This is a genomic window from Streptomyces tricolor, assembly GCF_002155905.1.
Classification (GTDB): domain Bacteria; phylum Actinomycetota; class Actinomycetes; order Streptomycetales; family Streptomycetaceae; genus Streptomyces; species Streptomyces tricolor.
Map to the genome: position 1 here is coordinate 1 of NZ_MUMF01000148.1, position 11,109 is coordinate 11,109.

The following is an 11,109-nucleotide window of genomic DNA, read 5'->3' on the forward strand; positions in this document are numbered from 1 at the left end:
GCCCGGCCCCTGGAGGTTGCGATGCGCCGTGTCCGCTACGAGTCCGCGGGCGGCCCCCTGTTCCTGGAAGAGGTACCCGTCCCCGAGCCCGGCCCCGGGGAGCTGCTGGTGCGCTGCGCGGCCGTCGGCGTCACCCTGCCGGTGGTCCGCAAGGTGACCGAGGCGGCCGAGCCGGTGCCGCTCGGCGGCGAGATCGCGGGCGAGGTGGTCGCGGCCGGCGAGGGCGTGACCCGCTTCCGCGCCGGCGACCGGGTGACCGGGCTCTGCTTCGGCCACGGGTACGCCGAGTTCGCCCTGCTGCACGAGGCCATGGCCTCACCGGTGCCGGACGACGCCGACGCCGTCACCGCGGTCGCGCTGGTGCGCGGCGGACTCGTGGCACTGGGCGCGCTGACCGCGGCCCGGCTCGCCCCGGGAGAGTCGGTCCTCGTCACGGCCGCGGCGAGCGGCGTCGGACACCTGGCCGTCCAGCTGGCGCGGGCACGGGGTGCGGGACGGGTGCTGGGGGCCGTGTCCGGCGCGGCGAAGGCGGACTTCGTCCGCTTGCTCGGCGCGGACGACTGCGTCCGGTACGGCGACGACAGCTGGGGCGATCCGGTCGACTGCGTCCTGGACGCCGTCGGCGGCGACCTGCTCACCCCCGCCGTCGCCGCGCTCGCCCCGCACGGCCGCCTGGTCGCCTACAGCTCGGGCGGCGGCACCGTCCGGGCGTACGACCTGCTGGTGGGCGCCAAGTCGGTGATCGGCTTCCAGATGAGGCTGATCGCTCGCGGCCGGCCGGACCTGTACGAGCAGTGGCGGCAGGAGCTGTGGCGGCTGTTCGCCGAGGGCGCCCTGAAGCCCGCCGTGCACGGGGAGTTCGCCCTGGCGGACGCGGCGGCGGCGCACGAGGCGATCACGAGCCGGGCCAACCTCGGCAAGGTCGTCCTGCGACCGTGACCGCCGCACGCTTCTTGTGACGTGCGCCACTCCCAACTACCGTCGATGGCACGCACGTTGGACGTGGGATGTCCGGACGTCCGGATGTCCCGCCGACGAAGGGCAGGTCGCACCGTGCCGTCATGTCTGCGCGCCCGTCTCAGATCCGCACTCGCCACCGCCGCCCTCACCGCGGCCGGCCTGCTCGCCCCCCTCACCCCGGCCCCGCCGGCCCACGCCCAATCGGCCGGGGGCGCAGCGGAGTTCGAGCAGCAGGTGCTGTTCAAGGCCGCCCGGGACCCCGGCTACGCGTGCTTCCGCATCCCGGCGGTGGTCACCACGACCGCCGGCACGCTGCTGGCGTTCGCCGAGGGCCGGGTCCTCAACTGCGGGGACGCGGCCGACATCGACATCGTCCTCAAGCGCTCCACCGACGGCGGGCGCACCTGGGGGCCGTTACAGGTCGTCAACGAGGGCGCCGGCGACACCCACGGCAACCCGGCCCCGGTCGTGGACCGCGCCACCGGCCGTATCTGGCTCGCCGAGACCTACAACACGGGGCGTACGGACAGCGGCAACTGCGCGGTCCCCTGCGACCGCACCCCGCATCTCCAGTACAGCGACGACGACGGCCTGAGCTGGTCCCGGCCGCGCGACCTGAGCGGCGAGATCCTGCCCGCCGACTGGAACTCCTGGTACGCCACCGGTCCCGTGCACGGCATCCAGCTCACCCGCGGCCGGTACGCGGGGCGCCTGGTCTTCGGGGTCAACACCGAGACCTGGAACGGCAGCCGGGTCACCGCCAACCACGCGGCGCTGATCGTCAGCGACGACCACGGGGGCCACTGGCGGATCGGCGCCACCGACAGCTGGCCCGTCGCCGCCGACGGCACCTTCCGGCAGAAGCCCTCCGAACTCACCCTGGCCGAGCGCGGGGACGGGTCGATCCTGGTCAGCGGCCGGGAGCAGGACGGCACCGACCTCGGCCACCGCACCCAGGCCGTCAGCCGCGACGGCGGCAGCAGCTTCACCGCGCCCTTCCGCGGCCTGCCCGGCCTGTACACCCCGCAGGTGCAGGGCTCGCTGCTGCGCCTGGGCGACCGCCTGCTGCTCGCCTGCCCCGCCGACCCCGACCGGCGGCGGACGATGATGATCCGCTCCTCCTACGACGGCGGCCGGACCTGGGACAGCGTGGACCGCGGCACGGTCGTCACCACGGACTGGTCGGGCTACTCCGATCTGGTGCGCATCGGCTCCGGCACGGTCGGCCTGCTCTACGAGGGCGGCGCGGTGGACGCGCGGGACGAGATCCGCTTCGCCCGCTTCACCGAGGACTGGCTCGCCCCGCGCCGCGGCCCCGACCCGGTCACCGCGGACCTCGCCCCGCACGGCCGCCCGGCGGCGGTGCTCGGCGACCCCGAGAAGACGGACGGGGTGTCCGGGAACGCGCTGGAGTTCGACGGCACCGGCGACGCCATACGCCTGCCCTACCGCGCCGGGCTCCCGCTGGGCACGAAGGACTTCACGGTCTCGCTCCGGTTCCGGTACACGGCGGCCGCCGGGGAGCAGCCGTTGCTGTGGATGGGCGGGATCGGCACCGGCCAGCCGCAGGTGTGGCTGCGCGCGGAGCCGGCGAACAACCGCGTCCAGGGGCTGATCACCGTCCGCGACGGGGCCGGTCCCCCGCGGACCGCCGCCGTGCGCACGGCCACGGCGTACAACGACGGGCGGTGGCACCACGCCGTGCTCCGCCGGGACGGGGACGACTCCCGCGGAGTCCGTGCGGGAGGCCGGCTGTCGTTGACCGTCGACGGGACGGAGACCTCCGTGGCCGACGTGCCGGGCTCCGTCAGCCGGAACTCGCCGTTCGGCGTCCACCTCGGTCAGCGGATGGACAGCCGCGCCTTCTTCACCGGCGCGCTGGACGAGGTGCGCGTGTGGGACCGGGCACTCACCGACGCGGAGCTGGCGGACCCGGAGGTGCTGCGGTCACCGCAGGACACGGTGGTCCGGCTGCCCCTCGACCGGGTGCGCGGCTGACTCCTCGGGCGCGTCCGCGGTCGCCTCCGGATCGCGGGCCCGCCGCTTGGCGATGACCGCGCACACCATCAGCTGCATCTGGTGGAAGAGCATCAGCGGCAGGACGGCCAGGGAGGCCTGCGCACCGAACAGGACGCTCGCCATGGGCAGTCCGGAGGCGAGGGACTTCTTCGACCCGGCGAACTGGATGGCGATCCGGTCCTCCCGGCCGAAACCGAGTGCCTTGGCGCCGTACCAGGTCAGGACCAGCATCACGGCCAGCAGGACGGCCTCGACGCCGAGCAGCCCGGCGAGCCGTACCGGACTGACCTGGTGCCAGATGCCCCGGTTCATCCCCTCGCTGAAGGCGGTGTAGACGACCAGCAGGATGGAGCCGCGGTCGACCAGCCCGAGGACCTTCTTGTGCCGGGTGACGAACTCCCCGATCCAGCGCCGCAGCAGCTGCCCGGCGAGGAACGGCACCAGCAGCTGGAGCACGATCTTCACCAGCGAGTCGGTGGAGAACCCGACCCCGTCGCCGCCGAGCAGGCCCGCCGCGAGCAGCGGGGTGAGGACGATGCCGATGAGGGAGGAGAACGACCCGGCGCAGATCGCGGCGGGCACGTTGCCGCGGGCGATCGAGGTGAAGGCGATGGACGACTGGATCGTGGACGGCACCAGCGTCAGGAACAGCAGGCCCTGGTAGAGGGGCTGGTCCAGCAGGACCGGCACGAGAGCGCGCGCCGCCAGCCCGAACACCGGGAAGAGGACGAAGGTGCAGATCAGGACGGTGAGGTGGAGCCGCCAGTGGCGCAGTCCGTCGAGCGCCTCGCGGGTGGACAGCCGGGCGCCGTAGAGGAAGAACAGGAAGGCGATCGCGGCCGTGGAGGCTCCCGAGGTCACGTCGGCGGCGGTGCCCCGGGCCGGGAGGAGCGCGGCGAGACCCACCGTCCCGAGCAGCAGCAGGATGTACGGGTCGATCGGCATCCAACTCGGCCAGCGCAGGTGTTTCACGGTGCTCCGATTGCTGTGGGTGACGGACGGTCCCGGGCCGTAGGGCCCCTCTCCATCGTCCTCCTCCCGCGTCTGATCGGGAATCCCGCACACCACTCTGACTGCCATCACGTTCCGCGATGACCGCGCTAGGCTCGGACCTCGTGTACGACCCGACGCAGCTGCGCACCTTTCTCGCGGTCGCCCAGACGCTGAGCTTCACGCAGGCCGCCCGGCGGCTGGGGCTGCGCCAGTCCACGGTCAGCCAGCACGTGCGCCGGCTGGAGGACGCGGCCGGCCGGCAGCTGTTCTCCCGGGACACCCACTCGGTGGAGCTGACCGAGGACGGCGAGGCGATGCTGGGGTTCGCCCGCCGGATCCTGGAGGTGCACGAGCAGGCCACGGCGTTCTTCACCGGCACGCGCGTGCGTGGCCGGCTGCGGTTCGGCGCCTCGGAGGACTTCGTCCTGACCCGGCTGCCGGAGATCCTGGAGGGCTTCCGCTACGACCATCCGGAGGTCGACCTGGAGCTGACCGTGGAGCTGTCGGGCACCCTGCACGAGCGGCTGGCCGCCGGAAAGCTCGACCTGGTGCTGGCCAAGCGGCGCCCCGAGGACCCGCGCGGCGAACTCGTGTGGCGCGACGACCTGGTGTGGATCGGCGCCGAGCGGCTGCGCCTGGAGGGCGACCGGCCCGTTCCGCTGATCGTGTACCCGCCGCCCGGCATCACCCGTGCCCGCGCGCTGGAGGTGCTGGAGCGGCAGGGCCGTCCGTGGCGGATCGTGTGCACGAGCGGCAGCCTCAACGGACTGATCGCGGCGGCCCGCGCCGGCCTCGGGGTGATGGCCCACTCCCGGCGGCTGATCCCGCCGGGCCTGTTCCGGCTGCCCGACCGCGCGGGCCTGCCCGAACTGGGCAAGGTCGACTTCGTCCTGGTGCACGGCCGGCGCCGGGGGCCGGCCGAGGGCGCCGCGAACGCGCTGGCCGCGGCGGTCCTGGCGGGCGGCGAGCGGTTGCGGCGGAGCGGCTGACCCCGGCCGTCACCGCGCGGGACGGTAGGTCAGCTGCTTGACCCGGCGCAGGAAGGGTGTCGTCTCCACGTGCTGGACGCCGTCCAGCCGTCCCAGGGGCCCGCTGAGGTAGGCGTACAGGGCGGCGGTGTCGCGGACGACGGCGGTGACCACGAGGTGGGAGGGGCCGGCGGTGGCGGACGCGAAGACGATCTCGTCGTGGGTGGCGAGGGTCCGGCCGACGGAGTCCAGCGCGCCGGGAGCCGTGGTGATCCACAGGATGGCCGACTTGGGATAGCCGAGGATCCCGGTGTCGTACTCGATGTCGACGTACACCGCGCCGGAGGCGATCAGGGCGGACAGGCGGCGTTTGACCGCGGACTCGGAGCGGCCGGTGGCGCGCTGGAGTTCGGGGTAGGTGGCGCGGCCGTCGCGTTCGAGGGCGGCGAGCAGCGGGGCGTCCCCGGGCTCCAGGCGGGCCGGGCCGGGCTCGGGCAGGTCGGGGCGCAGGGCGGCGATCTGCTCGTCGCTGAGCGCCCGGAACTTGGGCAGCCAGCCGACCGGGCCGCCGTAGAAGCGGTGCAGCAGTTGCAGGGCGCGGATCTCGACGACGCTCGGGGTGCGGGGCAGTTTGCCGAGCAGCAGATCGTCGCGGTCGCCGGGGCTGCGCGGGCGGGTGATGCAGGCGATCTCGGTGCCGCCGGAGACCAGCCCGATCCAGTGGGTGTCCGGGCGGCGGGCGAGTGCGTCGGCGATGACGGTGGCGCTGTCGGGCGCGCAGCGCAGCCGCAGCATCCACTGGTCCTGGCCGAGGCGGACGGCGTCCCGCAGGACGACGACCCGCAGTCCGCCCTCGTCGCACAGCCGGCGGTAGCGGCGGGCGATCGTCCGGTCGGAGACACCGAGGACGGCGGCGATCCGGCTGAAGGAGGCCCGGCCGTCGACCTCCAGGGCGGAGAGCAGCTGGAGGTCCAGCAGGTCGAAGGTGTCGGATTCCATCCGCAGCATGCTCTCTCCCGTCGGATTCCGTCGCGCACGGCTCTCTCGGCCGTCCGATCGGCCGTCGCGTGGCCATCGTACGCAGCGATACGCAGCCGTTCGTAGGGAGTTGAGGACATGCGTGGCTGGGGGACGCTCACGGCCATATGCCTGGGCACGTTCATGCTGTTGCTGGATGTGACGATCGTGGTGGTGGCGCTGCCGGACATGGCGGGCGCGCTGCACGCGTCGCTGGGCGATCTGCAATGGGTGGTCGACGGGTACGCGCTGGCGCTGGCCGCGCTGCTGCTCGCGGTGGGCGCCGCGGCGGACATCCTGGGGCGGCGCCGGGTCCATGTGGCGGGCGTGGTGCTGTTCGCGGTGGCCAGTCTGCTGTGCGGGCTGGCGTCCGGGCCGGAGCTGCTGGTGGCGGCGCGGGCGTTGCAGGGCATCGGCGGGGCGGCGATGTTCGCGACGACGCTGCCGCTGCTGGCCTCGGCCTACGAGGGCCGGCGGCGTTCCGCCGCGCTCGGGGTGTGGGGCGCGGTCAGCGGAGGGGCGGCGGCGGCCGGGCCGGTGCTGGGCGGGCTGATCACCGCCGGCCCGGGCTGGCGGTGGATCTTCTTCGTGAACCTGCCGGTGAGCGTCCTGGCGGTGTGGCTGACGCTGCGGGCGGTCCCCGAGTCGCGGGGGCCGCGCGGGCGCGGCGTGGACTGGGCGGGTACGGCGGCCTTCGCGGTGTTCGCGGGCGGTGCGACGTACGCCGTGGTGCGCGCCGGCGAGGACGGCTGGACGGCGCGCGCCCCGCTGACCTCGTTCGCGGTGGCCGCGCTGGCCCTGGTGGTGTTCGTGCTGGTGGAGCGGCGGGTGGCGCATCCGCTGCTGGATCTGTCGCTGCTGCGCCGGCCGGCGTTCGTCGGCACGATGCTGGGCTCCTTCGCCTTCAACGGTGTGGCGTTCGGCGGGATCCCGTATCTGTCGCTCTGGATGCAGACGCTGCTCGGCCTGTCGCCGGTGCGCGCCGGGCTGACGCTGCTGCCGATGACGGCGGTCTCCATGGTGGTCGCGGTCCTGGTGGGGCGGCTGCTGCACGGGGTGCCGGCCCGGCTGACGGTCGGCGGCGGGCTGCTGCTGATCGCCGCCGGCACCCTCGGCCAGGCGGTGCTGGACGCGGGCGACGACTGGACGGCGCTGGTGCCGGGGTTCGTGCTGGTCGGGGTCGGCACCGGGTTCGTCGCGCCGACGGTGGCCGGTGCCGCGCTGGCGGCGGTGCCGGCCGAGCGGGCCGGGATGGCGGGCGGGGCCGTGAACACGGTCCGGCAGCTGGGATACGCGCTCGGGGTGGCCGTCTTCGGCACCGTCCTCACCTCGCGGATGACCGGTCCGCTCCCGGGCGACGCGGCCCACACGCTGGCCGGCGGCGGTGCCGGGGCGCTGCGCGGCGCCTTCCCCGAGCACACCCTGCGGGCCGCGTTCGCCTCGGGCCTGAACGGCGCGCTGGTGGTGGCGGGTCTGGCCGGGATCGTGGCGGGCACCCTGGTGCTGGCGCTGACCCGCACGGCCCGGCCGACGCCCCCGACGGCCTCCGGCACGGTACGGGAGGAGGCGGTGCCGGCCCGCGGCTGAGCGGCGGACCGACGCGGCGGACGCCGGACGGCGGTCGGCGGTCGGCGCACGGTCGGGGCGGTCACGGAGCCGGGCTCCGGGGCCGCCCCGCGCGCGTGGGGCGCGGTAATCGGGGCGTACAGATTCGGTGGAGATTACGGTACCGAAACTTACTGAGCCGTCAGTATTGTGTCCGGCCCTTCCCCTTGTGCGGGCATTTCACGGGCATGGGCCAGGTGAAACGTGAGGTTTGCTCGGTTTCCGCCCCCCTCCCGGATGCACCACGCGTGGGGTAGCTTTCACCGCGCTGTGCGGTGATGGAGACCAACGTCACTGAGGCGCGAGACACGGGGAGCGAGGTTGCGCGAGTTCACCAACCCTCCGCTGGCGTCGCCGCCGCCGGTGGGCGGTCTGGCAGACGTCGTCTTCGAGCATGCCCTGACCGACCCGCTGCACATCGTGCTCGGCCGCAAGGACGCCGCCGGACAGTGGCGGGACGTGACCGCCGCCGAGTTCCGCGACGAGGTCATGGCCCTCGCCAAGGGCCTGCTCGCCCGCGGTGTCCGGTTCGGCGACCGGGTCGCGATCATGTCCCGCACCCGCTACGAGTGGACCCTCTTCGACTTCGCCCTGTGGACCATCGGCGCCCAGGTGGTGCCCGTCTACCCCACGTCCTCGGCCGAGCAGTGCTTCTGGATGCTCCACGACGCCGAGGTCTCCGCCGCGGTCGTGGAGCACGAGGACCACGCGATGACCCTGGCCACCGTCATCGACCGGCTGCCGCGGCTGCGCCAGCTGTGGCAGCTCGACGCCGGCTGCGTGCAGGAACTGTACGACGCCGGGGCGCACCTGGACGACGAGACGGTACACCGGCACCGGCAGGCGGTCACCCCCGACTCGGTCGCCACCGTCATCTACACCTCCGGCACCACCGGCCGCCCCAAGGGCTGTGTGATCTCCCACGGCAACTTCATGTGCGAGGCGGACACCGTCATCCGGCGCTGGGAGCCGGTGTTCCACTGCAAGCGCGGCGACGAGGCGTCCACGCTGCTGTTCCTGCCGCTGGCGCACGTCTTCGGGCGGATGGTGGAGGTCGCCGCGATCCGCGGCCGGGTCCGCTTCGGGCACCAGCCGCAGCTGCACGCCGCCGCCCTGCTGCCCGACCTGGCCGCGTTCCGGCCGACGTTCATCCTCGCGGTGCCGTACATCTTCGAGAAGGTCTTCCACGCGGCCCGCCGCAAGGCCGAGAAGGAGGGCAAGGCCGGGCCGTTCGAGAAGGCGGTCGACATCGCCGTCAAGTACGCGGAGGCGGTCGAGGCGAAGGCCTGGGGCATCGGGCCGGGACCGTCGGCGGGGCTGCGGATGCAGCACCAGCTGTTCGACAAGCTGGTGTACGCGAAGATCCGCGCCGCGATGGGCGGCCGGATACGGAACGCGATGTCCGGCGGCTCGGCCATGGACCGCCGGCTCGGACTGTTCTTCGCGGGCGCGGGCGTGCAGATCTACGAGGGGTACGGCCTGACCGAGTCGACGGCCGCGGCGACCGCCAACCCGCCCGAGCGCACCCGCTACGGCACGGTGGGCCAGGCCATTCCGGGCGTGACCGTGCACATCGCCGACGACGGGGAGATCTGGCTGCGCGGCGGCAACGTCTTCCAGGGCTACCTCAACAACCCGAAGGCCACCGACGAGACCCTGCACGACGGCTGGCTCGCCACCGGTGACCTCGGCTCCCTGGACGAGGACGGCTACCTCACCATCACCGGCCGCAAGAAGGAGATCCTCGTGACCTCCGGCGGCAAGAGCGTCTCCCCGGGCGTGCTGGAGGAGCGGGTCCGCGAACACCCCCTGGTCAACCAGTGCATCGTGGTCGGCAACGACCGCCCCTACATCGCCGCCCTGGTCACCCTGGACCAGGAGGCGGTCGACCACTGGCTCCAGATGCGCGGCAAGCCGCGGATGACCCCGGCCGAGCTGGTCCACGACCCCGATCTGGAGACGGAGGTGCGGCGGGCCGTGGTCGCCGCCAACACCCTCGTCTCCCAGGCCGAGTCGATCCGCACCTTCCGCATCCTGGCCCAGCCGTTCACCGAGGAACACGGGCTGCTGACGCCGTCGCTGAAGCTGAAGCGGAAGGCGATCGAGAAGGCGTACGCGAACGAGGTCGACGCGCTGTACCGGATGTGACCGGCCGGCCGGAACCGCACCCGGCGTAGCCGCGGGAAGCGGTCGCGGCGCCAAGTCCCCCGGGCTACGCTCCTGTTGGGATCTCCGCCCGCCAGGGCCGCGGTCCGTCATCGCAGGCTCGGGCGCACACGGGGGAAGCAGGGTCATGGCCGACATCAGGGTCGAGACGGTGTCGCTCGACGCGGCGGGCAACCGGCAGATCGCGAGCCGCACCCGCACCACGGCGGGCCTCGACGAGCGCGCCGCCGAGATCGAGCAGGCCATCGTGCAGGCCTCGGAGATCGCCCAGCGCTCCCTGGACCGGGTGCCCCGGCGCGACGGCTGGCAGGTGCGGAGCCTGGACGTCACCTTCGGACTGACCCTGGCGGCGGAGGCCGGCGTCATCCTGTCCAAGGCGTCCGCCGAGGCCTCCTTCGAGGTGACCCTCACCGTGGAGCGCGCCCCGGAGACGGGGACGCCGTGACCGGCGCGGGGTACTGGGTCGACCTCTACCAGGCCCGGCAGCGGCTCGGCGGCGGTTTCCTGCTCACCCGGCGGTTCGTCCTCACCGCGCTGCACTGCCTGCGCGGCCTGGCCGTGGAGGAGTGCGTCGACATCCGGCTCGCCGACGGGCGCAGTGTCGGCGGCCGGGTCTGCCGGCAGGACAAGGAGGCCGACCTGGCGCTGGTCGAGATCGCCGCGGACCATCACGTGGACCTGCCGATCCCCGCGGCCGACGTGGCGCAGGACGGGGACCGCTGGCGCGGGCCGTACCGGCCGGCCACCGACGAGGTCCACCTCAGCGGGCGGATCGACCGCACCGCACCGCATCTGTGCGCCGGCGGCGCGACCATCGAGGCACTACAGCTCACCGCGGACCAGCAACTCGGCGACTACTCCGGCTACTCGGGCGGGCCCGTCGAGGGCGTACCGCCCGGCGACGACCGGCAGCCCGCGGTGGTGGGCATCCTCATCGAGCAGACCCCGGACCGGTCCGACGGCTCCCGTGCCACCAACGTCCTCATCGCGGCCACCCTCGGGGAGGCGATGCGGCGCTTCGACCACCTCGACGTCGCGCACCTCGTGGACGTGCTGCGCCCCGCCGGAGCGCGCGCCGCCGCGGGCGGCCCGCGGCCCCCGCGGTTCTCCGGCACCGAGGCGCTGCTGCGCCAGCTGGACGACTGGGCCGAGCGCAGGATCCTCGACCCGGCGCAGCTCGCCGAGCTGAAGTTCCTGGCCGTCCAGAAGCTCATCGACAAGGAACTCGGCGGAGGCGGCGCATGACCGGGGCGGCACCCGACGTCCCGTGGGTGTGGCGCGAGGCGTTGCGACACGCCGAACAGGCGCGCCCGGACCGGATCACCGACCGCGAGCGGGCCGCCGTCGCGGCCCGGCTGCTGAGCCAGAGCGAGGCGTTGCT

Annotated in this window: 9 protein-coding genes; 7 read left to right on the top strand and 2 right to left on the bottom strand. The window is 73.8% G+C overall.

From position 1 onward, the window contains the following. Positions 1–21: 21 nt before the first annotated feature. Positions 22–939, top strand: coding sequence for a quinone oxidoreductase family protein (locus CCN44_RS11960; RefSeq protein ID WP_086697649.1), 918 nt, complete (start codon positions 22–24; stop codon positions 937–939). 114 nt (positions 940–1,053) lie between these two features. Then, positions 1,054–2,958 (top strand): exo-alpha-sialidase, encoded by a 1,905-nt coding sequence (locus CCN44_RS11965; protein WP_086697638.1) that lies wholly within the window; start codon positions 1,054–1,056, stop codon positions 2,956–2,958. Here the strand turns inward: CCN44_RS11965 and CCN44_RS11970 are convergent. Next, positions 2,908–3,951: a bile acid:sodium symporter family protein gene (locus tag CCN44_RS11970; RefSeq protein WP_086697639.1), complete on the bottom strand. Its 1,044-nt coding sequence runs from the start codon at positions 3,949–3,951 to the stop codon at positions 2,908–2,910. The two genes, CCN44_RS11965 and CCN44_RS11970, sit on opposite strands and share 51 nt — an antisense overlap. Before the next feature lie 143 nt (positions 3,952–4,094). Between CCN44_RS11970 and CCN44_RS11975 the strand changes: the two genes are divergently transcribed. Continuing rightward, positions 4,095–4,961: a LysR substrate-binding domain-containing protein gene (locus CCN44_RS11975; RefSeq protein ID WP_059254342.1), complete on the top strand. Its 867-nt coding sequence runs from the start codon at positions 4,095–4,097 to the stop codon at positions 4,959–4,961. A 9-nt stretch (positions 4,962–4,970) separates the two neighbouring features. Here CCN44_RS11975 and CCN44_RS11980 read toward each other — a convergent pair whose 3' ends face one another. Then, positions 4,971–5,948: an Lrp/AsnC family transcriptional regulator gene (locus tag CCN44_RS11980; RefSeq protein WP_086697640.1), complete on the bottom strand. Its 978-nt coding sequence runs from the start codon at positions 5,946–5,948 to the stop codon at positions 4,971–4,973. 108 nt (positions 5,949–6,056) lie between these two features. Between CCN44_RS11980 and CCN44_RS11985 the strand changes: the two genes are divergently transcribed. The 4 genes from CCN44_RS11985 to CCN44_RS12000 all read left to right on the top strand — a co-directional run bounded on the left by CCN44_RS11985 (position 6,057) and on the right by CCN44_RS12000 (position 10,973). Next, on the top strand, positions 6,057–7,544 hold the full coding sequence (locus tag CCN44_RS11985) for an MFS transporter (protein ID WP_086697641.1): 1,488 nt from the start codon (positions 6,057–6,059) through the stop codon (positions 7,542–7,544). Positions 7,545–7,883: 339 nt separating this feature from the next. Beyond that, complete coding sequence (locus tag CCN44_RS11990; RefSeq protein WP_086697642.1) at positions 7,884–9,710, top strand: AMP-dependent synthetase/ligase; 1,827 nt, start codon at positions 7,884–7,886, stop codon at positions 9,708–9,710. A gap of 145 nt (positions 9,711–9,855) precedes the next feature. Beyond that, positions 9,856–10,173: a CU044_2847 family protein gene (locus CCN44_RS11995; RefSeq protein ID WP_059254335.1), complete on the top strand. Its 318-nt coding sequence runs from the start codon at positions 9,856–9,858 to the stop codon at positions 10,171–10,173. Further along, positions 10,170–10,973: a S1 family peptidase gene (locus CCN44_RS12000; protein WP_086697643.1), complete on the top strand. Its 804-nt coding sequence runs from the start codon at positions 10,170–10,172 to the stop codon at positions 10,971–10,973. The genes CCN44_RS11995 and CCN44_RS12000 overlap by 4 nt, the downstream gene beginning before the upstream one ends. Positions 10,974–11,109 lie beyond the last annotated feature (136 nt).

Coding starts and splice junctions, on each gene's coding strand:
- CCN44_RS11995 (WP_059254335.1), top strand. CDS start 9,856: ATGGCCGACATCAGGGTCGAGACGGTGTCGCTCGACGCGGCGGGCAAC.
- CCN44_RS11985 (WP_086697641.1), top strand. CDS start 6,057: ATGCGTGGCTGGGGGACGCTCACGGCCATATGCCTGGGCACGTTCATG.
- CCN44_RS11960 (WP_086697649.1), top strand. CDS start 22: ATGCGCCGTGTCCGCTACGAGTCCGCGGGCGGCCCCCTGTTCCTGGAA.
- CCN44_RS11980 (WP_086697640.1), bottom strand. CDS start 5,948: ATGCTGCGGATGGAATCCGACACCTTCGACCTGCTGGACCTCCAGCTG.